General features: G+C 64.9%; 21 protein-coding genes. 18 read left to right on the top strand and 3 right to left on the bottom strand.

All coding sequences use genetic code 11. From position 1 onward, the window contains the following. The 18 genes from EN742_RS00220 to EN742_RS00135 form a co-directional block, all read left to right on the top strand. Nucleotides 1-506, top strand: a 506-nt coding sequence (locus EN742_RS00220; RefSeq protein WP_148670004.1) for an SDR family oxidoreductase, incomplete at its 5' end; no start/stop codon positions are given. Nucleotides 507-519: 13 nt separating this feature from the next. Next, a complete protein-coding gene (locus EN742_RS00215) occupies nucleotides 520-867 on the top strand; it encodes a RidA family protein (protein ID WP_126056510.1) in 348 nt (115 codons plus the stop codon). A 50-nt stretch (nucleotides 868-917) separates the two neighbouring features. Further along, nucleotides 918-1,706 (top strand): FadR/GntR family transcriptional regulator, encoded by a 789-nt coding sequence (locus EN742_RS00210; protein ID WP_189375068.1) that lies wholly within the window; start codon nucleotides 918-920, stop codon nucleotides 1,704-1,706. A 15-nt stretch (nucleotides 1,707-1,721) separates the two neighbouring features. After that, nucleotides 1,722-1,961: a hypothetical protein gene (locus EN742_RS00205; protein WP_126056512.1), complete on the top strand. Its 240-nt coding sequence runs from the start codon at nucleotides 1,722-1,724 to the stop codon at nucleotides 1,959-1,961. Nucleotides 1,962-1,987: 26 nt separating this feature from the next. After that, nucleotides 1,988-2,710, top strand: coding sequence for an SDR family oxidoreductase (locus EN742_RS00200; RefSeq protein WP_126056513.1), 723 nt, complete (start codon nucleotides 1,988-1,990; stop codon nucleotides 2,708-2,710). A 1-nt stretch (nucleotide 2,711) separates the two neighbouring features. Continuing rightward, nucleotides 2,712-3,461, top strand: coding sequence for an SDR family oxidoreductase (locus EN742_RS00195; RefSeq protein WP_126056514.1), 750 nt, complete (start codon nucleotides 2,712-2,714; stop codon nucleotides 3,459-3,461). A gap of 84 nt (nucleotides 3,462-3,545) precedes the next feature. Continuing rightward, entirely contained in the window at nucleotides 3,546-4,493 is a 948-nt protein-coding gene (locus EN742_RS00190) for a LysR substrate-binding domain-containing protein (RefSeq protein ID WP_126056515.1), read from the top strand. Between the two features lie 88 nt (nucleotides 4,494-4,581). Beyond that, nucleotides 4,582-5,616, top strand: a complete 1,035-nt coding sequence (locus EN742_RS00185; RefSeq protein WP_126056516.1) for an amino acid ABC transporter substrate-binding protein — start codon at nucleotides 4,582-4,584, stop codon at nucleotides 5,614-5,616. A 77-nt stretch (nucleotides 5,617-5,693) separates the two neighbouring features. Continuing rightward, nucleotides 5,694-6,857: an ABC transporter permease subunit gene (locus EN742_RS00180; protein WP_127405351.1), complete on the top strand. Its 1,164-nt coding sequence runs from the start codon at nucleotides 5,694-5,696 to the stop codon at nucleotides 6,855-6,857. Between the two features lie 3 nt (nucleotides 6,858-6,860). Continuing rightward, a complete protein-coding gene (locus EN742_RS00175) occupies nucleotides 6,861-7,940 on the top strand; it encodes an amino acid ABC transporter permease (protein WP_126056518.1) in 1,080 nt (359 codons plus the stop codon). A gap of 10 nt (nucleotides 7,941-7,950) precedes the next feature. Further along, a complete protein-coding gene (locus EN742_RS00170) occupies nucleotides 7,951-8,715 on the top strand; it encodes an amino acid ABC transporter ATP-binding protein (protein WP_189363035.1) in 765 nt (254 codons plus the stop codon). 64 nt (nucleotides 8,716-8,779) lie between these two features. Beyond that, nucleotides 8,780-10,186, top strand: coding sequence for an FAD-binding oxidoreductase (locus EN742_RS00165; RefSeq protein ID WP_127405350.1), 1,407 nt, complete (start codon nucleotides 8,780-8,782; stop codon nucleotides 10,184-10,186). A gap of 117 nt (nucleotides 10,187-10,303) precedes the next feature. After that, nucleotides 10,304-11,974 carry a thiamine pyrophosphate-binding protein gene (locus EN742_RS00160; RefSeq protein WP_126056520.1) on the top strand — a complete coding sequence of 557 codons (1,671 nt, stop codon included), beginning with the start codon at nucleotides 10,304-10,306 and terminating at the stop codon, nucleotides 11,972-11,974. Beyond that, a complete protein-coding gene (locus EN742_RS00155) occupies nucleotides 11,971-14,064 on the top strand; it encodes a hydantoinase/oxoprolinase family protein (RefSeq protein ID WP_128332207.1) in 2,094 nt (697 codons plus the stop codon). Before EN742_RS00160 ends, EN742_RS00155 begins: the two co-directional genes overlap by 4 nt. Next, nucleotides 14,061-15,677 (top strand): hydantoinase B/oxoprolinase family protein, encoded by a 1,617-nt coding sequence (locus tag EN742_RS00150; protein WP_126056522.1) that lies wholly within the window; start codon nucleotides 14,061-14,063, stop codon nucleotides 15,675-15,677. Before EN742_RS00155 ends, EN742_RS00150 begins: the two co-directional genes overlap by 4 nt. Beyond that, nucleotides 15,677-16,879: a pyridoxal phosphate-dependent aminotransferase gene (locus EN742_RS00145; protein WP_127406428.1), complete on the top strand. Its 1,203-nt coding sequence runs from the start codon at nucleotides 15,677-15,679 to the stop codon at nucleotides 16,877-16,879. Before EN742_RS00150 ends, EN742_RS00145 begins: the two co-directional genes overlap by 1 nt. Before the next feature lie 3 nt (nucleotides 16,880-16,882). After that, nucleotides 16,883-17,695, top strand: coding sequence for an NAD(P)-dependent oxidoreductase (locus EN742_RS00140; protein WP_126056524.1), 813 nt, complete (start codon nucleotides 16,883-16,885; stop codon nucleotides 17,693-17,695). 386 nt (nucleotides 17,696-18,081) lie between these two features. Further along, the gene (locus EN742_RS00135; protein WP_127406427.1) at nucleotides 18,082-18,987 is read left to right on the top strand and encodes a LysR family transcriptional regulator; all 906 of its coding nucleotides are present in this window, start codon (nucleotides 18,082-18,084) and stop codon (nucleotides 18,985-18,987) included. Here EN742_RS00135 and EN742_RS00130 read toward each other — a convergent pair. From EN742_RS00130 to EN742_RS00120, 3 genes are all read right to left on the bottom strand, one after another. Beyond that, nucleotides 18,971-19,675 (bottom strand): peroxiredoxin-like family protein, encoded by a 705-nt coding sequence (locus EN742_RS00130; RefSeq protein WP_127406426.1) that lies wholly within the window; start codon nucleotides 19,673-19,675, stop codon nucleotides 18,971-18,973. The two genes, EN742_RS00135 and EN742_RS00130, sit on opposite strands and share 17 nt — an antisense overlap. A 140-nt stretch (nucleotides 19,676-19,815) precedes the next feature. Beyond that, nucleotides 19,816-21,162 carry an NAD(P)/FAD-dependent oxidoreductase gene (locus EN742_RS00125; RefSeq protein ID WP_128332206.1) on the bottom strand — a complete coding sequence of 449 codons (1,347 nt, stop codon included), beginning with the start codon at nucleotides 21,160-21,162 and terminating at the stop codon, nucleotides 19,816-19,818. A gap of 18 nt (nucleotides 21,163-21,180) precedes the next feature. Continuing rightward, a complete protein-coding gene (locus EN742_RS00120; RefSeq protein WP_245492210.1) occupies nucleotides 21,181-22,575 on the bottom strand; it encodes an NAD(P)/FAD-dependent oxidoreductase in 1,395 nt (464 codons plus the stop codon). Between the last annotated feature and the right edge of the window lie 7 nt (nucleotides 22,576-22,582).

The raw sequence follows: 22,582 nt of genomic DNA, 5'->3' as shown, positions 1-22,582 counted from the left end.
ACCAGGACCTGGACGAGGACGAGAAGATGTGGCGGATCAACTATCGCGGCACGCTGCTTGGCTGCCAAGCATTCGGCCGGCTGATGTCGGCCGCCGGGCGCGGCGCGATCCTCAATGTCGGCTCGCTCGCCTCCTTCGCGCCGCTGTCACTGCCGGCCTACACACCCGGAAAGCATGCGGTGCTGGCGCTGACGCAGATCCTTGCGGCCGAACTCGGCCCGCACGGCGTTCGCGTCAATGCGTTGGCGCCGGGCTACACGCTTTCGGACGGGCTGAAAGCGAAGATCGCCAAGGGTGAGCGCAACCCGGAAGCCATACAGGCCACCACCGCGCTGCGCCGCTTCGTCGAGCCGCGCGATGTCGCCGAGGCCGCGCTGTTCCTCTGCTCCGAGCGCGCCGCGTCGATCACCGGCGTCACCCTGCCCGTCGACGCCGGCTGGCTCGTTCAGGCGCCCTACGCGCAATATCTGCAAGGCAACCCGATCCGGCAGACGCCGGCAATCTGACAAGGACGATCCAGTGGGCGATATCCAGCGCTTTGACTTCGACACCCGCATCCACCACGGTGTCATCCACAACGGCACGCTCTATCTCATCGGCCAGGTCGCCCAACCCGGCCAGTCCGCGGCCGACCAGATGCACGAGGTGCTCGGCAAGATCGATGCGCTGCTTGCCAAGGCCGGCACGGACAAGAACCGCATCCTTCACGTCCAGATGTGGCTCGACGACATCAGAGACTTCGACGAGGTCAACACGGTCTGGGACGCCTGGATGCCGAAGCAACACGCGCCGGCGCGCTCTTCCGGCGAGGGCCGGATGGCGAAGCCCGGCATGCTGGTCGAGCTGATCGTCACCGCGGCGGTTTGAATGGTTCTGCCGGTTCGGGCATCATCCCGAATCGGGCGAGAGGGAGACTGATGACGAAGCGCAAGCCGCTGTCCACCGTCGTGGCCGAGAGCCTGTCCGAGAAGATCCGTTCCGGCCGGCTGCCTCCCGGCGCGCAGCTGCCGACCGAGGCGGAGCTGTGCGCGGCATACGACGTCAGCCGCACCGTGGTGCGGGAAGCGGTGGCGCGATTGCGTTCCGACGGCATGGTGGTGCCGCAGCAGGGACGCGGCATGTTCGTCAGCGAGACGCCGGCGCCGCGCAATTTCTCGATACCGGACGAGGCGCTGAGGACCTTGCCGGAGACCATCGCCCTGCTGGAACTCAGGCTGAGCGTCGAGGTCGAGTCCGCCGGGCTCTGCGCGGAACGGCGGAGCGAAGCAGAGGCGGGCGCGATCCGGGCCGTAATGGAGCAGGTCGACGCCCAGCAGGCGGATCCCGCCGTCGTCCAGATCCACTACGACTATGATTTCCACCTGGCGATCGCCAAGGCCGCGCGCAACGAATTCATCCACGGCTTCCTGGTCTATCTCCGGCCGATGATCGTGCCGCGCTTCCAACTCGGCTATGTGGTCGAACCCGCGCTCAAGGACAGCTACTACGCGCGCATCCACAGCGAGCACAAGGCAATCGTCGATGCCATCGAAAGGCAGGACGGCCGCGCCGCCCGCCAGGCCATGCGCAAGCACCTGCACAACAGTCTCGGCCGGGTGCGCGCGCTCGCCCGGGCCTCGGGCGTCGAGGCGACCGACGCCGAGCAGAAGGCGGCGGCGGCGGCGCTGTTCACCGAGAAGAACAAGCCCGTGCCGACGGCCGGATAGGCTTCGCCACCTTCGATGCGGCGCGCGTTCGCCGAGCAGGGCCGGCCGGGCGTTCACGAAAGCCATGTTTTTGCTCGATCGGCGGCCGAAAGCCCAGGTTCACGCGCTGAAAGCCTTACTTTGCCTGGGTTTGCGGGTTTCGCGGCTGCGCAAGCGCATTGGAATATTCCAGCCGCCAAAAAGGCCTTCGAAAGTTTATCTTTCCTTTTTGCTGGTTTTCTTGGTTTCGCGGCACCGGTCAAAGCCGCACAGTGAAAGCCAGGCAATCGGGGAAAGCCCACGTGACGACAGCCTTCATCACAGGTGCGACGAGCGGCATAGGGCGGGCCATCGCGGTCGCGTTGAGCGACGCGGGTTACGACGTCTATGCCGTCGGGCGCAGCCAGGCCGCGCTCAAGGAGTTGCAGGCCGAGCGGCCGGGCATCGTGCCGATCGCCGTCGACGTTACGGACCGCGAGGCGCTGGAATCGGTCGTGGCCGATCTCACCATCGACGTGCTGATCAACAATGCCGGGATCATGCCGCCGCTCGGCAATTTCGCCGACATGAAGATCGCCGACATCGACACCGCGCTCGAGGTCAACGTTAGCTCGGCAATCCTGCTCACCCGCCTCGTCGTGCCGCAGATGCGCGAGCGGCAGTCGGGGCACATTCTGTTCACCGGGTCTTCCGCCGGCCATGCGGCGTTTCCGAACGTCGCCGTCTATTCTGCCACCAAGGCGGCGATAGCCGGCTTTGCCGCCGCGCTGCGCGCCGACCTCTCCCCTCACGGCATACGTGTCACCGAAATCGTGCCCGGCCGCGTCGAGACGCAGCTCTACAAGGACATACTCGACGCGGAGGCCCGGGCCGCCATGTACGCCGGGAACGTCGCCGTGCAGCCGGACGACGTAGCGAGCATGGTCGTCACGCTGCTCGGCCTGCCCGCATGGGCCGACGTAACCCGCTTCGACATCATGCCGACCCGGCCGACCAGCCCAAGCGGCAGCAAGCAAGGAAAATAGGATGAAAGACCTTTCCGTTCTCATCGTTGGTGGCGGCGCCGGCCTCGGCGCGCTTTTGGCACGGATGGCCGTGGAGGCCGGGGCGGCAAAGATCGGCATCATCGACATCAACCAGGACGCGGCCGAGAGCGCGCTGGAGCCGGCCAAGGCCAAGGGCCTGCCGACCGCGTCTGCGACCTGCGACATCCAGGTCGGCCCGCAGTGCCACGCCGCTTTCGAGGCCATCGTCTCGAAGCTCGGGCGCGTCGACACGCTGATCAACTGCGCCGCGATCTACCCGCGCCGCCCACTGCTCGAGATCACCGACGCGGAGTGGGACGCCTCCAATGGCATCAACATCAAGGGCACCTACCACATGATGGCGGAGGCCGTCCGCCACATGCAGTCGCAGGAGCCGAAAGCGCAAGTGCGCGGGCGGATCGTCAACCTGACCTCGGTGGATGCGTTCAAGGCGCATCCGCAGAACGCCCATTATGCGGCGACCAAGGCTGCCGTCGTCAGCCTGACGCGGTCCTTCGCCCATCACGTCGCCAAGGACGGCATCCTGGTGAATTCGGTGGCGCCGGCCGGCATGGCGACGGAGAAGGCAAAAGCCCTCGGCTTCCTCGAGGAACTGGCCAAGGCAAGCCCGCTCGGCCGCGGCGCCGAGCCCACCGAGATCGCCGAGTGGGTGCTGATGACCGGCGGCCCCAAGAATACCTACATGACCGGCGAAAACGTAATCGTTTCAGGTGGTTATATCTACGCATGAGGCGACATTCCGCAGCCGCCGGCGGCGGAAAATACAGCAGTGCATGATCGACGGAGCCCAAGCAAAGAGGAGGCGGAATTCACGATGACCGGCAAGCTTCGCCTTCCCTCGCTCAATGCGCTCAGGGTCTTCCATGCCGTCGCGCAGCACAAGAGCTTCCGGCAGGCGGCCGACGAACTGCTGGTGACGCCGCAGGCGGTCGGCCAACAGATCAAGCTCCTGGAAGACACGCTGCAGGTGACGCTGTTCGAGCGCAAGGGCCGATCGATCGAACTGACGGAATCGGCGATCCTGCTGTCGCATTACGTCAAGGCCGGCTTCGACGAGTTCTCGGAAGGCGTCCGCCGCGTCACCAAGTCGAACTACCGGGATCGCATCAACCTGAATGCGAGCCCGTATTTCGCCACCCACTATCTGCTGCCCAGGCTTTCGCTGTTCCGCGAGATCCTGCCGGGCGCCGACCTGCGCCTGACGACGATGGTCGACCTGCCGGATTTCGGGCGCGACGACATCGATATGACAGTGCAGTGGGGTTACGGCAGCTGGCCCGACTACGACACGACGCTGCTGGTGCCGGACCCGAAGATCATCTGCTGCACGCCGGCGATCGGCGAGAAGATCAAGTCGGCGCACGACCTGACGAAGTTCACGCTGCTCGACACCGTCAAGTCGAAGCGCCTGTGGCCGGATATATTGCGGCACCTGGGGGTGGAGCTGACAGATGGTGACCGCAGCATCAGCTTCGACGATGCGGCAACCATGCGCCGGGCGGCCTTGCAAGGCATCGGCGTGGGCCTGGTTTCCGTCATCGACGCCGAGGAAGACTTCCGGTCGGGCGCGCTCGTTGCGCCGATCGGCCGCGACGCCATTGCCGACATGAAGCCGGAGGAAGTCCCCGGCTTCTACCTTGTCGTCCCGCGCGGGCATCTGCGTGTGAAGGCTGTGGCCGCGCTGCACCGATGGCTGGCGCAGCAGGACTGGCGAAGCGACCTCAAGATTTCCTTGCCGAAACCGACCCCGCTTTCCGACTAGGAAGCGGCTTCGCGACCGAGTTCCGAACGCTGTTTCGGACTCCAACAAAAACAAGAAACTGAACAACCTCAACAGTGGAGACAACACCATGAAAATGATGCAATGGGGGGCTGCGGCCCTGGCCGTTGGCCTGGTTCATTTCGCGGCGCCGGCCGAGGCCGCGGGCGGCAAGACGCTCGAAACCGTCAAGGCACGCGGCTTGCTCAACTGCACCGGCCATGACGGCTCCTATCTCGGCTTCGCCGAGGTCGACGACAAGGGCAACTGGAAGGGCATGGACATCGACCTCTGCCGGGCGGTGGCCACGGCTGTGTTCGGCGACCCGGCAAAACTGAAGGTCGTTCCGATCAGCTGGGCCCAGCGCTGGCCGTCGCTGCAATCGGGCGATGTCGACATTATCATCAAGGCCTCGGGCGGCACGCTCAGCCGCGACACCGAGCTCGGCCTGCAGTTCTCCATGTCCTATTATCTGGGCACGACCAAGGTGATGGCGCACAAGGAGCTCAACCTCAAGTCGCTCAAGGACGCCGATGGTGGCACGATCTGCATTCCCGCCGGCACGACCATCGAGCAGCAGGTCGCCGCCTATGCGCAGAAGGTCGGGATCAAGCTGGAACCGGTCGTCATCGAAAAGACGGAAGAGCTCGAGCAGGCATACTTCTCGGGTCGCTGCGACATGTACGCCCAGTGGGGGCCGGTCCTTGCAATCGCGCGCGTGGCCAAGGGCAAGGTCGACGATCACGTGATCCTGCCCGACGTGCTTGCGGTCGAACCCGAAGTCATGATCGTGCGTCAGGGAGACGATAACTGGGTCGACGTCGCCAACTGGACGCTCACCGCCCTGCTCTTCGCCGAGCAGGAAGGCATCACGTCGAAGAATGTCGACGAGATCAAGGCCAAGCCCACCTCGCCGGCAGTCGCGAAGTTTCTGGGTGCGGCACCGGGCATGGGCAAGGGTCTCGGGCTTCCCGACGACTGGGCCTACAACGTCATCAAGAAGGTCGGAAACTATGCGGAGATCTTCGATCGCGATCTCGGCAAGGAGTCGCCCTACAAGATGGATCGTGACCTGACCAACCTCTGGAACAATGGCGGCGTCCTGTTCCCGCTGGTCATCGACTGACCGTTCTTAACGCGTCCCGCTCTGAGTTCCGCCCGGTCTTGCCGGGTGGAACCGGCGGCAATTCGGGAGATTGGCAAATGGTCAGCCTGCTGAGAAATCAGAGGGTCCGCAACGTTTTGTTGCAGGTTCTCTATGTCGGCTCGCTTGCAGCACTTGTGCTTGCCGGCGTGATGATCGCGCGGCGCAACCTCGCTGAACAAGGGATCACTTCGGGATTCGACTTCTTGTACAAATCGACGGGTTGGGACGTGAACTTCTCGCTCCTGCCCGCCACAGCCAACGACCCCTACTGGTGGTTCTTCCTCATCGGCATCGTCAACACCCTGTTCCTGGGCAGCGTCGGACTGCTGCTGGCAACGGTCGTCGGGACGATCGTCGGCCTGGCGCGGACGTCCTCCAACGAATTGGCGCGGCTGCTCGGCCGAACCTATGTCGATGTCTTCCGCAACATCCCGCTGATCCTCCAGGTCTTCTTCTGGTACGCGATCATCACGCACCTGCCGACGCCGCGCGCCGCGCACGAAGCCTGGGGCATGCTGCTGACCAGCCGCGGGCTCTACCTCCCTGCTCCCAATGTCGGCGGCGTGGCAATGGCGCTGGCCATTTTGTCGGTGATCGCCGCTGTGGTGCTGCCGGTCTGGCTTGGCCGGACATCGCGGCTCAGCCAACCGGTCGGCGAGCGCCGCACCATCCAGCTCGCCGGCATGGCAACGGCGCTTGCCTGCGCGGTCCTCATCCTGATCGTCGGTCGTCTGCCAGATGCGCCGCTGCTCGACTTCCCTGCCCTGCAAGGCCTCAACCTAAGGGGCGGCCTGCGCATCCCACCAGAGTTTTCCGCGCTCGCGGTCGCCATCGCCATCTATGGCGGCTCCTACATCGCCGAGATCGTCCGCGGCGGCTTCAAGGCCGTCGGCAAGGGCCAGGTGGAGGCGGCACTCTCGCTGGGGCTCAGCCCATGGCGGGTCTTCACGCTGGTCAAGCTGCCGCTTGCTCTGCGCGCCATGCTGCCGATCCTCGCCAACCAGTATGTCTGGCTGATCAAGGCGACGACGATGGGCATCGCAGTCGGCTTCACCGACTTCTTCATGATCGTGGCGCTGACCATCAACCATTCCGGCCAGACGCTTGAGGCGATCGGTATTTTGATGGCGGGCTTCCTGACCATCAACCTCAGCCTCGCCGCAGTGTTCAACCGCATCAACAAGGCTATTGCCCTCAAGGGCAATCAACTGAGGGGGTGAGAGATGGAAATGGTCTTTGTCGCGCCACCTGCTCCCAGGAGGATCGAGGACCTGAAGCGGCGCTTCTTTGCGACGCCAGTTCAGGCGCTGCTGTCGTTGATCTCCCTGGCGGTAATGGTCTTCCTTGCCTGGAAGTTGCTCAACTGGGCGATCTTCTCAGCTGTTTTCACGACAAGCGGCGGCCCTGAAGCCTGCCAGGCGGCGGCGGGAGCCTGCTGGTCGGTCATCGCCGCAAGATGGCGGATCATCCTGTTCGGCCTTTATCCCTTTGAGGAGCAATGGCGCTCGGCGCTCGCCTGCGTCGCCGTGGTGGTGATGACGGTGCTGAGCTGCATGCCGGCCTTCTGGACCGGGCGCCGCATCGCGCTGGTCTGGGGCGCCGGAACGGCCCTCTATTACATGCTGATGAAGGGCGGGGTACTTGGCCTCGCCTATGTCGGCGAGGAAGCATGGGGCGGGCTGGCGCTGACCCTCTTCATCTTCGTGACCACCTGCCTGATCGGCTTCCCGCTGGCGATCTGCCTGGCCTTGCTGCGCCGGTCGGAACTGCCGTGGATATCGCGGACCACCGGCATCATCATCGACTCGGTCCGCTCGCTGCCGCTGATCTCGATCCTCTTCACCTTCGCCATCGTCCTGCCGTTCGCGCTGCCGCAGTGGCTGGCGGGCGACAAGCTGTACCGGGTAATCCTGGGCTCGGCCCTGTTCTTCTCCGCCTACCAGGCGGAGATCGTCAGAGGCGGCCTGCAGGGCGTTCCCAACGGACAGGAAGAGGCCGCCATGGCACTCGGCATGAGCTATTGGCAGCGCATCGGCCGCATCCTTCTGCCGCAGGCCATGCGCAACGCGCTGCCGGCCACGATCAACCAGTTCGTCATCTCGTTCAAGGAGACCTCGCTGGTGGTCATTGTCGGCTTCTTTGAGATCCTGGCGTCGGGCAACGCCGCCTACGGAACCGGCGAGTGGCGCTTCGCCTATGTCGAGGTCTACGCCTTCATCGCTTTCATCTACTTCGTCTTCGTTTTCAGCCTGTCCCGCTACGGCGCCTTTCTCGAGCGCCGCATGTCGGTCGGCGAACGCTAGGGAGGCCCGCATGACCATAGGCAATTCGGGTGAATCCGGCGGGCCCGCGGTCCGCATCGAGAACCTCGACAAATATTACGGAGCCTTCCACGCGCTGCGGAACATAGATCTTTCCGTGGGGCGGGGAGAGAGGATCGTCGTCTGCGGTCCCTCCGGCTCCGGCAAGTCCACCATGATCCGCTGCATCAACCGGCTCGAGCAGCACAATGGCGGCCGCATCACCGTGCTCGGCACCGAACTCAACGACGATGTCGGCAACATCGACGAGATCAGGCGGGAGGTCGGCATGGTGTTCCAGCACTTCAACCTGTTCCCGCATATGACGGTGCTGGAGAACTGCATGCTTGCGCCGATGATCGTGCGCAAGCAGCCGCGCGCGGAGGTCGAGGCGACCGCACGGCGCTATCTGGAGAAGGTCCGCATCCCCGAGCAGGCGATGAAGTTTCCCGGCCAGCTCTCCGGCGGCCAGCAGCAGCGGGTGGCGATCGCGCGTGCCCTTTGCATGCAGCCGCAGATCATGCTGTTCGACGAGCCGACCTCGGCGCTCGATCCGGAAATGATCTCCGAAGTGCTGGACGTCATGGTCACGCTCGCCTCCGAAGGCATGACGATGATCTGCGTCACGCATGAGATGGGCTTCGCGCGCCGGGTCGCCGACCGGGTGATCTTCATGGACGCCGGCGAGATCGTCGAGCAGGCGCCGCCGGAGCAATTCTTCGCCGGCTCCGAGAACGAGCGCACGCGGCAGTTCCTGTCGCAAGTGCTGGGTCATTGAACGGCATTCGGGAAGATGCAACGTTCCGCAGCTGCACGCCGCCAGCTGTCTCCCGGGTATTTCGATGACTGATCCCACCGCCGTGCTGAGCGAGATTCTCGGGCCGAAAGGCTGGCTTTCGGGCAGCGATTCCGAGCCCTACCAGCGCGACTGGCTCAACCGTTACGGCGTGCCACCGCTTGGCGTCGCCAGACCGGCGAGCACCGCCGAAGTGGCTGCGGTGATCAACGTGTGTCGGGAGGCTGGGCTGGCGGTGGTGCCGCAAGGCGGCAACACCGGGCTTTGCGGCGGCGCAGTCGCGGAGCAGCCCAACGCGGTGATCGTCTCGCTGTCGCGCATGGCGGCGATCGGCAAACCGGATCTCGACAGCGGCTCGATCATCGTCGAGGCAGGCGTCGTGCTCGCCGCGCTGCACGAGGTGCTGGAGCCGCACGGCCTGATGTTCCCGATGCATCTCGGAGCGGAAGGCAGCGCCAGGATCGGCGGCCTGATCGGCACCAATGCCGGCGGCAGCCTCGCATTCCGCTACGGCATGATGCAGGACCTGGTGCTCGGGCTCGAGGTCGTGACCCCGGACGGGGTGGTGTGGGACGGGCTGCGCGCGGTGCAGAAGGACAATGCCGGCTATCAGCTGCGCAAACTGTTCTGCGGCGCGGAAGGCACGCTCGGCATCGTGACGCGCGCGGGGCTCAGGCTCTACCCGACGCCAAAACAGCAGGCGGGCGCGCTCCTGGTCCTGCCCGACTTTGCCGCCGCCGTCTCCTTCGGCGCTTTCCTGCGCGGCGAGGCCGGCGAATTCCTCACCGGGCTCGAATTCTTCTGCGATCTCGGCCTGGAGCTGGCGCTAAGGCATGTGCCCGATCTCGCCTACCAGTTGGAGACAAGGGGCGACGTCTATCTGCTCGTCGAGCTGGCTTCGGGTTCGCTTCGGGTTCCCCTGGACGAAATCCTGAACTCGGCGCTGGAATGGGGCATGGAGCAAGGCCTGGTGCTCGACGGCGCGCTGGCGACATCGGGCGCGCACCGGGCCCAGTTCTGGCGACTGCGCGAGGAACAGCCGGAGGGACAGCGGCTGGAGGGCGAGCAGCTCAAGCATGACATCTCGGTGCCGCCGGGCGCCATCGCCCGTTTCATCGAGGCGGGCGCCCGGGTCTGCCAAGACATCCTGCCCGGCGTGCGGATCAACCCGTTCGGGCATCTCGGCGACGGCAACATCCACTACAATCTGTCGCCGCCGGAAGGCCGTGCCGATTTCGACGGCAAGGCCGGGCGGTTGGCCGAAGCGCTGTCGGCGCTCGCCACGGAGATGGGCGGCAGCTTCGCAGCCGAGCATGGGCTTGGCCGCGCCAAGATCGCCATGGCCGATCGCAATCGCGATGCGGTGGAGCGGGACCTGATGGCGCGGCTGAAGGGCGCGCTCGATCCAAAGGGCACCATGAACCCCGGCGTTCTGGTGCGCCCGCCACTGTAAAGAAAAACTTTCGAATGGACCGCATTTCTTGATTTCGTCCCGGCCTGCCTGCGTGCAGGTATAGATCCGAAAAGGCAGGCTCGATCCGCTTGCCGCCAATCGTGAGGATGCCGAAGCATGGTCCGCAATGGCGGTCACCTTCTTGTCGAGTGCCTGATCGCGCTTGGCGCGAGCAAGAGCTTCGGTGTTCCCGGCGAAAGCTATCTCGCCGTCCTCGACGCGCTGCACGACACCCATGGCAAGCTCGACTACGTGCTTTGCCGCAACGAGGGCGGCGCGGCCTTCATGGCCTCCGCCTATGGCAAGCTGACGGGCTCGCCCGGCATCTGCTTCGTGACGCGCGGCCCGGGCGTGACCAATGCCAGCATCGGCGTGCATACGGCCATGCAAGACAGCTCTCCGATGATCCTCTTCGTCGGCCAGGTCGGCACCGACATGAAAGGGCGCGAGGCCTTCCAGGAGATCGACTACCGCGCGGTGTTCGGAACGGTCGCCAAATGGGCGGTCGAGATCGATGACGTCTCGCGTCTGCCGGAGATCGTGGCGCGGGCCTGGACCACCGCCCTGACCGGGCGGCCCGGCCCGGTTGTGATCGCGCTGCCTGAAGACATGCTCACCACCCTGACCGAGGCCGCGCCGCTCACCAGGCCGGCCGCGATCTTCGAGCCGGCACCGTCAGCGGAAGCGCTCGCCTCGGCGTTCAAGCTGCTGACGGGAGCCGAAAGGCCGGTGCTGCTGATGGGTGGCACCAACTGGACGGCGGAGGGACGCACAGCGCTGCAGGCTTTCGCCGAGGCCTCCGACATCCCTGTCGTGGCGGCCTTCCGCTATCAGGACCGGTTCGACAATCATTCGCCGGCCTTCGTCGGCGAGGCCGGCGTCGGCATGGTAGCGCATGTCAGGAACCTGATCCGCGAAGCGGACGTGATCCTGGCTATCAATGTCCGCTTCGGCGAGATGACGACGGACGGCTACACGCTGCTGTCGGTACCGGTGCCGCGGCAAAAGCTGATCCATGTGCATGGCTCCGACCGCGAGATCGGCAAGATCTATGTGCCGACGATCGGCATCCATGCCGGCCCGAACGCCTTTGCCAAGGCGCTGACCCCGGTCAAAGGCGGCTGGGCCGACTGGCGGGCATCCGCGCGCAAGGCCTATGAAGACACATTCGCGGCGCCCGTCCAGCCCGGCCCGGTGGACATGGTGCAGGTTGCCGCCTGGCTGCGCGACACCTTGCCGGCCGATGTCATCCTCACCAACGGCGCCGGCAATTTCACGGTATGGCCGAACAAGTTCTTCAAGTTCGGGCCGGAGGCGCGGCTGCTTGCTCCGCAGTCGGGCGCGATGGGTTACGGCCTGCCGGCGGCGATCGCGGCCAAGGTCGCGTTTCCGCAGCGAACGGTCGTCTGCTTTGCCGGTGACGGCGACTTCCAGATGAACTGCCAGGAACTCGGAACCGCCATGCAGGCGGGCGCGCAGCCGATCGTGCTGATCCTCAACAACGGCATCTACGGCACCATCCGCGCGCACCAGGAGCGCAACTATCCGGCCCGCGTTTCCGGGACCTCGCTCGAGAACCCGGACTTCGTGACGCTGGCGATGGCCTATGGCTTCCACGCCGAGCGGGTAGAGTCGACGGAAGATTTCGCCGCCTCGTTCGGCCGCGCGCTTAGCTCCGCGACCGGCGCCGTTCTCGACATCGCCATTTCGCCCGAAGCGCTCACGCCCCGGCAGACCCTTTCCCAGATGCGCGACGCCGCGCTCGCTTCCCAGAAGGCCAAGGCATGACCTCCAGAACTGACGACATCCGTCTCGGCGCGGACATCGGCGGCACCTTCACCGACATCGCCCTAGACATCAGGGGGACGCTGTTCTCGACCAAGGTGCTGACCAACTATTCGGCGCCCGAGCAGGCGATCCTAGACGGCATCGCCATCGTGACCCGCGATGCCGGCATCTCGCCTTCCGAAATCGGCATCATCATCCACGGCACGACGCTGGCGACCAATGCGCTGATCGAGCGGCGCGGCGCGAGGACCGCGCTGGTCACGACCGAGGGGTTCCGCGACGTGATCGAGATGCGGACGGAGAACCGCTTCGAACAGTATGATCTCAACCTGCAACTGCCGACGCCGCTGATCCCGCGCGAGGACCGTTTCACGGTCAAGGGCCGCATCGGCGCCGAAGGCCAGGAGTTGCAGCCGCTCGACGAGGCAGCGCTGGAGGAAATCGCTGATCGGATCGCGGCGGCCAATTTCGGCTCGGTGGCGATCGGCTTCATCCATGCCTACGCCAATCCGGACCACGAGCGCCGTGCCCGCGAAGTCCTCTCGCGAAAACTTAGCATCCCGATCTCGATCAGCGCCGAGGTGTCGCCGCAGATGCGCGAGTTCGAGCGCTTCAACACGGTCTGCGCCAACGCCTATGTGCGGCCGCAGATGGCCGACTACCTCGCCCGCCTGCAGATCCGCCTGAAGGAGATGGGCGCCGACTGCCCGGTGTTCATGATCCATTCGGGCGGCGGCCTGATCTCAGTGGAGACCGCCTCGGAATTCCCGGTGCGGCTGGTCGAATCCGGACCGGCCGGCGGCGCCATCTTCGCGGCCGACATCGCAAGGCGCTTCGGCCTGGAAGAGGTCGTCTCCTACGACATGGGCGGCACCACCGCCAAGATCTGCCTGATCGAGGACTATGCGCCGCGCACGGCAAGGACCTTCGAGGTGGCGCGCACCTACCGCTTCTGCAAGGGATCGGGCATGCCGATCTCTATTCCCGTGATCGAGATGATCGAGATCGGTGCCGGCGGCGGCTCCATCGCCTGGGTCGACGCCATGGGCCGCATCCAGACCGGGCCCGAAAGCGCCGGATCGGAGCCAGGTCCGGCCTGCTACGGCCGCGGCGGCAAGCGTCCGGCGATCACCGACGCCGACCTTGTGCTCGGCAAGCTCGATCCTGACAATTTCGCCGGCGGCGCGATCAAGCTCGATACCTCTGCCTCCGAGCAGGCGATCCTGCGCGTCGGCGAGCGGCTGTCACTCAACGCGATGTCGACCGCCTTCGGCATCTGCGAAGTGGTGGACGAGAACATGGCCAATGCCGCCCGCGTCCATGCCGTCGAAAACGGCAAGAACATCTCCGACAATCTGATGATCGCCTTCGGCGGCGCCGCGCCCCTCCACGCGGCAAGGCTGTGCGAGAAGCTCGGCATCGACCAGTGCATCGTCCCCAAGGGCGCCGGCGTCGGGTCGGCGATCGGTTTCCTGAAGGCGCCATTCGGCTACGAGGCGCTGGCCTCTAAGCTGACGCGGCTGTCGCGGTTCACGCCTTCCGAGGTCAACGCCCTGCTCGCCGATCTCAAGGCGTCGGCCGAGGGCTTCGTGCGAACCGGCGCCAGCGGCAGGATCGCCTGCGAGATCACCGCCTTCATGCGCTACGCCGGCCAGGGCTGGGAAATTCCCGTGGCGCTGGCGGACGAGCCGTTCGGCGACGATGCCGTAGCAAGGCTGAAGGAGCTGTTCGAGACGAACTACCAGCGCTTCTTCGGCCGCGCCATCGAGGGGCTCGACGGGCTGGAGATCGAGATCGTCACCTGGTCGGTCAAGGCGACGGATGTTCGCCCGGCCGTCGCCAGGCATGAACTTACCGCCGGCAAGCGGTCGAGTGAAGCAGTCACCACCCGGGCTGTCTTCGATCCGGCGAGCGGCGCGCCGCAGACCTATGGCATCATCGACCGTGAGACGCTTTGCGCCGGCGATCGCGTGGCCGGGCCGGCGGTCATCGTCGAGCGCGAGACCTCCACCGTCATCACCACCAGCTTCGATGCCGTCATCCAGAGCGACGGCGCGATCCTTCTCATCCGCAAAGGCAGCCAGGCATGAGCGACATTGGCGAAATCCGCATGCAGGTGATGTGGAACCGGTTGATCTCGGTGGTCGAGGAGCAGGCGCTTACCCTACTTCGCACCGCTTTTTCGACCTCGGTGCGCGAGTCCGGCGACCTGTCGGCGGGCGTGTTCGACCCGCGCGGCCAGATGCTGGCGCAGGCGGTCACCGGCACGCCTGGCCACGTCAACACCATGGCCGAGGCCGTGCTGCATTTCATGAACGCGATCCCGCGCGAGGAGATGTTCGAGGGCGACACCTACGTCACCAACGATCCCTGGCAGGGCACCGGCCATCTGCACGACATCACCATGGTGTCGCCGTCGTTCCTGAATGGCGAGCTGGTGGCGTTCTTCGCCTGCACGGCGCATGTCGTGGATGTCGGCGGGCGCGGCTTCGGCGCCGACGCCAAGTCGGTTTACGAGGAAGGCATCCAGATCCCGATCATGAAGTTCGCGGAGATGGGCAAGGTCAATCTCGACCTCGTCCGGTTGCTGCGCGCCAATGTCCGCGAACCGAACCAGGTGGTCGGCGACTTCTATTCGCTGGCCGCCTGCAACGAGGTCGGCCACCGGCGCCTCGTCGACATGATGAGGGAGATCGGGCTGGCGTCGCTGGATGGGCTCGGCGACTTCATCTTCTCGCGCACCCGCGACGCCATGCTCGACCGCATCAAGGCGCTGCCCAAGGGAAGCTGGTCGAACGAGCTGGTGACCGATGGCTATGACGAGCCGGTCAAGCTTGCCGCCACGGTTTCGGTCCGCGATGATCATGTCGAGGTCGATTTCACCGGCACCGACCCGATGAGCCGCTGGGGCATCAACTGTCCGATCATCTACAGCAAGGCCTATGCCTGCTACGCCCTGAAATGCGTGGTGGCGCCCGACATTCCGAACAATGCCGCTTCGCTGGCCTTCTTCACTGTGTCGTCGCCGGTCAACATCCTGAACGCCGTGCGGCCGGCGCCGGTGGCGCTGCGCCACATCTTCGGCCATATGGTCCCAGACCTCGTGCTCGGTGCGATTTCCCAGGCGCTTCCCGGCAAGATCCTCTCGGAAGGCGCCGGTGCGCTGTGGAACATCCACATCTCGGCGCGGCCGGTCGCGGGCGGTTCGGGTCGTCGCGCCGAGGTGCTGATGTTCAACTCGGGCGGCATGGGCGCCCGCCCCGAGCTTGATGGCCTATCAGCGACGGCCTTCCCGTCGGGCGTGCACACGATGCCGATCGAGGCGACGGAGCATACCGGGCCGATCGTTATCTGGCGCAAGGAACTGCGCCCGAACTCCGGCGGCGACGGCGAATTCCGCGGCGGCCTGGGACAGGTCATCGAGATCGAGGCGACCGACGGCCATGAATTCGACTTCTCGGCCATGTTCGACCGCGTCAACCATCCGCCGCGCGGGCGCAATGGCGGCAGGCCCGGCGTTGCCGGGGTGGTCAAGCTGGACGACGGCACGATGATGCGGCCGAAGGGCTGGCAGCATGTTCCGGCCGGGCGCCGGCTGATCCTGGAATTGCCGGGCGGCGGCGGTTATGGCGATCCGGCCAGGCGCGACGCCGCCGCGCGGGCGAACGACCGATCCAAGGGTTACATCTCGGAGAACGACTGATGAGCTATGTTTCCTCGCGACTGTCGGTGGTGAAGCCCTCGGCTTCGATGGCAGCCTCGCAGGCGGCCAAGGCGCTGCGCGCCAAGGGCGTCGACGTGATCGACCTCGGGCTCGGCGAGCCGGATTTCCCGACGCCCACGCACATCATCGACGCCGCCCATTTCGCGGCGAAGGCCGGCCAGACGCTCTACACCGGTGCCGCCGGCACAGCCGAGGTGCGCGAAGCCATTGCCGGCAAGTTCCGACGTGAAAATGGTCTCGACTCCACGGCCGACGACATTGTCGTCGCCAATGGCGCCAAGCAGATCATCTTCAACGCGCTGCTGGCGACGCTGGAGGGCGGCGACGAGGCGATCCTGCCGGCGCCCTATTTCGTCTCCTATCCGGAAATGGTCAAGCTGCTTGGCGGCACGCCTGTCGTCGTCGAATGCCCGGAGACCACCGGCTTCCGGCTGACGCCGGCGCTGCTGGAAGAGGCGATCACGCCAAGGACGAAGTGGCTGTTCCTCAACATGCCCGGCAACCCGTCCGGCGCCGTCTATTCGGAAACCGATCTCAAGGCGCTGGGGGCGGTGCTGGCAAGGCACCCGCAGGTGCTCGTGCTGTCCGACGAGATTTACGAGCACATCCTTTTCGACGGGCGCGAATTCGTGTCCTTCGGCAAGGCCTGTCCCGAGCTCAAGGACCGCACGCTGATCGTCAACGGCGTATCGAAGTCCTATGCGATGACCGGCTGGCGTGTCGGCTACGCGGCCGGACCGGGGCCGCTGGTCAAGGCGATGTCGACGATCCAGAGCCAGTCCTGCACTTCCGTCTGCTCGATCGCGCAGGCGGCGACAGTCGCCGCGCTCAACGGCCCGCAGGACGAAGTGGGGCGCTTCAGGCAAGCCTTCGAGGCGCGTCGCAACCTGGTTGTGGACGGCATCCGCAAGATCAACGGGCTGACGCTTTCGCCGCCGGACGGCGCTTTCTATGCCTATATCGGCTGCGCCAGCCTGATCGGCCGCAAGACCCCGAAGGGCGTCGTGCTCGAGGACGACGCGGCCGTGGCAGACTATCTTCTCAACGAAGGCCGCGTGGCGTCCGTGCCTGGCGTGGCGTATGGACTGTCACCCTATTTCCGCATCTCGACCGCGACCAGCGCAGAGGTGCTCAGCGAGGCGATCTCGCGGATCAACACCGCCGTCGCGCAAGTGGAGTAAATGATGCCGCACTACGAACGTATCCTGATCACCGGCGCCGCCGGCCGCCTCGGCTCGGAGCTGCGCAAGGGGCTGGTGCCGCTGGCAAAAACCATCCGCCTGGCGGGGCGCCATCCGTTTGGCGATCTTGCCGCTCACGAGGAAGAAGCGGTCTTCGACCTCGCCGACATGGAGGCGACGATCGCGGCGACCAAGGATTGCGATGCGATCGTCCACTTCGGCGGCGCGCCGCTCGAATGCGAGTGGCAGACCATCCTCGATTCCAGCATCCGCGGCTCCTACCACATCTATGAAGGCGCCCGGAAACACGGGGTGAAGCGCGTCATCTATGCCTCCTCGGTACATGCCATCGGCTATCACGAGGTCGAGGCGCATATCGGCGTCGACGCACCGGTGCGGCCGGACAGCCTGTATGGCGTGTCGAAGAATTTCGTCGAGAGCCTCAGCCGGCTCTACTGGGACAAGTTCGGCATCGAGACGGTGTGCCTTCGCATCTTCTCGTCCTTCCCCGAGCCGGCGGACCGGCGCATGCTTTGGTCCTACCTCTCCTTCGCCGACTGCGTGCGGCTGGTCGAGGCCTCGCTGACGGCGCCGCGCGTCGGCCACACGATCTCCTTCGGCATTTCCGACAACAAGGTGAAGACGGTCGACAACAGCGGCGCCAACCATCTGGGCTTCATCCCGCAGGACAGCGCCGAACCTTTCCGCGCCGCCGTCGAGGCGAAAACGGCCATTCCCGATCCAAAAAGGCCGTCGGTGAAATATCTCGGCGGATGGTTCTGCGAACTCGGCCATCCGGACGACAAGGCCGAATAGCGATCGGTCGGGCAGGAACGCCCCCATCAGTGCAATCTTGCCGTCCGGAAAGACTGAAGGCTTTTCGGGACGGCAAGCCGCGCGAAGCCGTCTCACCAAGGCAATTTTGCACACGCCGGGGCATTGGCGCCTGTCCGTTTGCTGCGGGGTTTGCAGCGCCGGAACGGACGGAAAGCCTTGCCTGCCCAAGGTTTCAGCGATTTCAAAGGGATGGGCTGGCGCTGCGTAACATTGTGACGTTCAGTGAAAAGACCTTGGCGTTCAATCACGGACGATCGAGTTCCTTCGAAACGGCGCGCGCCTTTGCCTTGGCCTCCTGTTGCGATAGCATGGCCGCAAATTAGCTGTGGCTGAAAAATCGGATTTCGCTGAGGGGGCGAAAGTTCATGGAGATGCAGCAGGTCCGCTATTTTTTGGCCCTGTCGAATACGTTGAATTTCACCAGAGCGGCCGAGGAGTGCAACGTCACGCAGCCGGCGCTCACGCGTGCGATCAAGACGCTCGAAGAGGAATTGGGTGGAGAACTGCTTCGGCGCGAGCGCCAGCATTCGCACCTGACGGAACTCGGGCGGCGTATGCTGCCGCTTCTGCAGCAGTGCTATGATGCGGCGACGTCCGCCAAATCGCTTGCCAAGGCCGTGCAAAGCAGCGACGTCGCGCCGCTCAACGTGACGATTTCGAACAGCATCAATATTGCGCTGCTGGTTTCGCCTTTCACGGAGCTTTTCCGGGCCTATCCAGGCGTCCACCTCAAGATCAACCGCGGCTCGCCGGCCGCCGTCGTGGACGCGCTCAAGAATGGTGACGTCGAACTGGCCGTTGCCGGCCCGCTGGGGCAAGCCTGGGATCGCCTCGACATGTGGCCGCTCTTCCAGGAGGGAATCGAACTTGCTGTGAATTCCGATCACCCGCTCGCGCGGCGCAACGAGGCCGATGTCGCGTTGAACCAGCTTGCCGCGGAACCGGTGCTCAGCCGGATCGATTGGGAGACGAGCGAGGAGCTATCGCGTGGCCTGTCTGCCAAAGGCCTCACGCCTCGAACCGCGCACGAAGTCGAGACCGACCAGGATCTGCTCGCGCTGCTCGAGGCCAACGCCGGCGTAGGATTCGTCTGCCTGACGGCACCCCGGTCGCCGAACACGCGCCGGCTCAAGCTTCGCGATCTCGATGTCTCGCGGATCGTCTCCGTCTACGCGGTTGCCGGGCGGCACAGATCTCCCGTGGCCGCGACCCTGCTCAACCTGTTGAGGTCGACGGACTGGTCGCCCTTCGGCGTCAGCGAGCCCGCCTGAGCGCCGCGATCAGGTCGTCGATGTCCATTCGTCGGCGGTAATCAGGATCGACAAAGCGATCGGTGATGATCCCGTCCGTTCCGACGATGAAAGTCGCGGGGATTGGCAGGAACCAACTGGCGTTGCCCTGGTAGTTTGGAAGATCGTAGGCAACGCCCATCAAGCGCTCCATCTCTGCCCCGATCCAAATCGCCAGGTTGAGGGACAGAGCGTAGCCATTGTCCATATCGGTCAGGAAGGGGAAGCCTGCGCCAACGGCAGCCTTCATCGCCCTGGCGAATTTGCGTCGCTCAGGCATGATCACCACGACCTGGCCGCCCAAAGCCGCGATCTCCTGCTGGGCTTCGACGATGCCGATCGCGTTCAGCCGGCAGTAGGGGCACCAATGCCCGCGCTGAAAGGTGACCACGGCGGGACCCTGGAGCAGGATGTCGGCCAGGCCAACCAGCCTGCCCTCATCGTCCGGCAGCAGGAACGGCGGCATGGCATCGCCGGGAGTTGGCGCCGCGGCTCCGGCTCCCTGTTTCTCCAGGCGATCCACAAGGCGGTCTACCGCATCGGCGAAATTCGCGTCGATCCGTCGGACTGCCGCGGCAATCACCGCCAGCCGCTCGTTGAGAGGCGCATCAAGTTCGACGGCTGCATGGACGGCCTGTTCAAATGTCATGGGCTGGTCGGCGGCGGCCATTTCTGCGCTTTCATCGATCTGACGCAGCCTATCATCGAAGCCCCTCCGCCGCGGCCATGTTTTTCTTGCATGGTTTTGATGCCTTGCGCGCATCAAAGCGGGCGAGGTTCGTATTCTGTTCGCCGCCTGACCTCAGTTCGTTACAACATGTTCCTGATATCGGCGGAGAAGGTCGGGAAACCGTAGACCATATCGGCAAGCTGCGATGCCGTGATGGCGTGTTTCATCGCGAGTGCAAAGATATGGATCAGTTCTTCGCCGGCATGGCCAACCATGTGGGCGCCGACGATCCTGCCCGTCGTTTCCTCGACAATGATCTTCGACCACGCCACCGTCTCGGCATAGGTCCTCGCCGTGAGCCAGCCCTGCATATCGTTGAGGTGGATCCTGACGCCGAGTCCCCGTTCCCTCGCCTTGGCTTCGGTCAGTCCGACACTTGCCACGGCCGGAATGCTGTAGAGACACGCCGGGATATGATCGTAGTCGGGCCGATGTTTCGGTCCGTCGACAATGTTGCGGCCAACGATGCCGCCCTCGTAGGTCGCTACCGGCGAAAGCTGCGGAGAGTTCCACACCGCGTCGCCGCAGACGTAGACATCGGGATTGGAGCGCGAGCGCAGATGGCCGTCGATTTCGATCCTGCCCTCGCGATGCACGATAACGGCGGCGCCAAGATCGAGGCCCTCGACATTGGCCACGCGCCCGGCGCAATTGACAACCCTGTCCGCTTCCACCGCGCACTCGGCACCGTCCGCCACGAAAGTGACGCGCAGCCGTCCGTCAGCCTCGTCGATCCTCTTGACCCAGGCCAGGGTGCGTATGCTTATGCCGATACGCTCGCTCACATCCCGGATCTGTTCGACGGCTTCGACATCGAAACCTCCGAGCAAATGCGGCAGCGCTTCGAGAATCGTGACCTCAACGCCGGCGCGCGCATAGACGTGGCCAAGTTCGAAGGCGATGACGCCGCCGCCAATGAACACCGCGGCGCGGGGCAGCACTGGATCGTTCAAAACATCGTCGGAAGTCGTCAGATGCTCGGCGCCCGGGATCGGCAGCGAGCGTGGCTTCGAGCCGGTGGCAATGACGATGTTCCTGGCCTCGAGTTCCCGCCCGTCGACGCGGATGGCGTTGCTGCCGATAAAGGCGGCCTCGCCGTGGATGACATTGACGCCTCGCTTGGCCATCAGTCCGGACAGCCGGGACGGAATGTCCCTGATCATTTCCTTTTCCCGCTCGATCAGCGCGCTCCAGTCGAGCCTCGGGGAATCGATGCTGATCGCATGCCGATCGGCCCGTTCGATTTCATCAAGCGCATGGGCCGCCGCAACCAGCACTTTCTTCGGCGTGCAGCCGCGATTGGGGCAGGTGCCGCCAAGGTCGCGGGCCTCGATCATGGCGACGGAAAGCCCTGCGGCGCGGGTCGCGACCGTGACGCCCATTCCTGCATTGCCGCCGCCAAGGACAACCACGTCATACTTTTCCATCTAGCGACTCCGCCCTGCCTAGTGGAGCTTGATCCGGGGTCTGGTGCGCCTGACCACCATCTCGCCGATCGAGTCCAACGCGGTCTTTGCGAGGCCGTGCACCGCCTTGAGATGCATCTTGTGCAGCGAGCGATAAACGAGCCTCGCAAGCAGGCCCTCGATCTTCAGCCCGCCGATCAGGCTGCCGAACGCACCGTAGTCGGCAAGCGAGACAAGGGAGCCGTAGTCGCGGTAGCGGAAGGCCGGCGTGGCCTGTCCCGCGAGGCGCGCGGCAACCACCTTCACCAGGTGGTCGGCCTGTTGATGAGCCGTCTGGGCGCGAGGCGGCAAGGCATTGTCTTCGCCCGGCAGGACGCAGTTCGCGCAGTCGCCGATCGCGAACACATTCTCGTCTCCTACAGCACGCAAGGTCTCGTCCACCATCAGGCGGTTGATGCGGTCTGTCTCGAGGCCATCGAGAGTCTTCAGGAAATCCGGCGCCTTGATCCCGGCCGCCCAGACCACGAGCTCTGCTGGCACAAACAGCTTTTCGCCCAGCCTGATGCCCTCCTCGGTCACTTCGGTGACCTTGATGCCGCAGCGTATCTGGACGCCCATCTTGATGAGCAGGCGTGCCGAAGCCCGCGCCATGTGCTCCTGAAGCGCCGGCAGGATGCGCGGCCCGGCCTCGACGATGGTGATGCGAATCAACTTCTCGAAGTCGATGTTGTCGAGGTTGTGCGAAGCGATTTCCCGCATCGATTTGTGCAGTTCCGCGGCCAGTTCGACGCCGGTCGCTCCGGCGCCGACGATGACGCAATGGAGCTGACCGGGCGACAGTTGCTCGTATTGCGCATTGGCCCGCAGGCATGCGTCTATCATGCGCTTGTTGAAGCGGGTGGCCTGCTCAGCCGTGTCGAGCGAAATGGCATGGCGCGCGGCACCCGGCGTGCCGAAATCGTTGCTGACGCTGCCGACGGCCAGCACCAGCGTGTCATAGCCCAGCACCCGCGGCGGTATGATCTGCCTGCCGTCGTCGTCGAAGCTGGGCGCGACGAAGACCTGGCGCTTTGCACGATCGATGCCGACGACTTCGCCTATACGGTATCGATAGTGGTGCCGGCTGGCATGGGCGATGTATTCGACGGCGTCATGCGAAGTGTTCAGCGCGCCCGACGCCACCTCATGCAACAGCGGCTTCCAGATATGGGTGCGGTTGCGATCGACAAGTGTGACGGAAAGCCGCCGTTTGCCGAACTTGCGGCCGAGCCGTGTCGCCAGTTCCAGGCCGCCGGCGCCGCCGCCCACAATGACCACGCGATGCAGGGACTTGTCCGCATGCGAGGGAGTCTCCGTGATCGTGCGGAACAGCGCGGCATTGTTGGCAAGCACGGCTTCCGGAATCAATCGCATGCCGGGGGTGATGATCTGCATCGGTGGT

This window comes from Mesorhizobium sp. M4A.F.Ca.ET.020.02.1.1 (assembly GCF_004022645.1).
In the GTDB taxonomy this organism is placed as follows: Bacteria; Pseudomonadota; Alphaproteobacteria; order Rhizobiales; family Rhizobiaceae; genus Mesorhizobium.
The sequence above is the reverse complement of the archived record's forward strand: the minus strand, read 5'-3'. Positions and strand labels throughout refer to the sequence as shown.

What these genes read in the sequence shown, in the direction of transcription:
- EN742_RS00120 (WP_245492210.1), bottom strand. Translation starts at nt 22,575, where the DNA reads ATGCAGATCATCACCCCCGGCATGCGATTGATTCCGGAAGCCGTGCTT.
- EN742_RS00140 (WP_126056524.1), top strand. Translation starts at nt 16,883, where the DNA reads ATGCCGCACTACGAACGTATCCTGATCACCGGCGCCGCCGGCCGCCTC.
- EN742_RS00190 (WP_126056515.1), top strand. Translation starts at nt 3,546, where the DNA reads ATGACCGGCAAGCTTCGCCTTCCCTCGCTCAATGCGCTCAGGGTCTTC.
- EN742_RS00210 (WP_189375068.1), top strand. Translation starts at nt 918, where the DNA reads ATGACGAAGCGCAAGCCGCTGTCCACCGTCGTGGCCGAGAGCCTGTCC.
- EN742_RS00130 (WP_127406426.1), bottom strand. Translation starts at nt 19,675, where the DNA reads ATGGCCGCCGCCGACCAGCCCATGACATTTGAACAGGCCGTCCATGCA.
- EN742_RS00160 (WP_126056520.1), top strand. Translation starts at nt 10,304, where the DNA reads ATGGTCCGCAATGGCGGTCACCTTCTTGTCGAGTGCCTGATCGCGCTT.
- EN742_RS00155 (WP_128332207.1), top strand. Translation starts at nt 11,971, where the DNA reads ATGACCTCCAGAACTGACGACATCCGTCTCGGCGCGGACATCGGCGGC.
- EN742_RS00125 (WP_128332206.1), bottom strand. Translation starts at nt 21,162, where the DNA reads ATGGAAAAGTATGACGTGGTTGTCCTTGGCGGCGGCAATGCAGGAATG.
- EN742_RS00150 (WP_126056522.1), top strand. Translation starts at nt 14,061, where the DNA reads ATGAGCGACATTGGCGAAATCCGCATGCAGGTGATGTGGAACCGGTTG.
- EN742_RS00205 (WP_126056512.1), top strand. Translation starts at nt 1,722, where the DNA reads ATGCGGCGCGCGTTCGCCGAGCAGGGCCGGCCGGGCGTTCACGAAAGC.
- EN742_RS00145 (WP_127406428.1), top strand. Translation starts at nt 15,677, where the DNA reads ATGAGCTATGTTTCCTCGCGACTGTCGGTGGTGAAGCCCTCGGCTTCG.
- EN742_RS00185 (WP_126056516.1), top strand. Translation starts at nt 4,582, where the DNA reads ATGAAAATGATGCAATGGGGGGCTGCGGCCCTGGCCGTTGGCCTGGTT.
- EN742_RS00180 (WP_127405351.1), top strand. Translation starts at nt 5,694, where the DNA reads ATGGTCAGCCTGCTGAGAAATCAGAGGGTCCGCAACGTTTTGTTGCAG.
- EN742_RS00135 (WP_127406427.1), top strand. Translation starts at nt 18,082, where the DNA reads ATGGAGATGCAGCAGGTCCGCTATTTTTTGGCCCTGTCGAATACGTTG.
- EN742_RS00175 (WP_126056518.1), top strand. Translation starts at nt 6,861, where the DNA reads ATGGAAATGGTCTTTGTCGCGCCACCTGCTCCCAGGAGGATCGAGGAC.
- EN742_RS00170 (WP_189363035.1), top strand. Translation starts at nt 7,951, where the DNA reads ATGACCATAGGCAATTCGGGTGAATCCGGCGGGCCCGCGGTCCGCATC.
- EN742_RS00165 (WP_127405350.1), top strand. Translation starts at nt 8,780, where the DNA reads ATGACTGATCCCACCGCCGTGCTGAGCGAGATTCTCGGGCCGAAAGGC.
- EN742_RS00195 (WP_126056514.1), top strand. Translation starts at nt 2,712, where the DNA reads ATGAAAGACCTTTCCGTTCTCATCGTTGGTGGCGGCGCCGGCCTCGGC.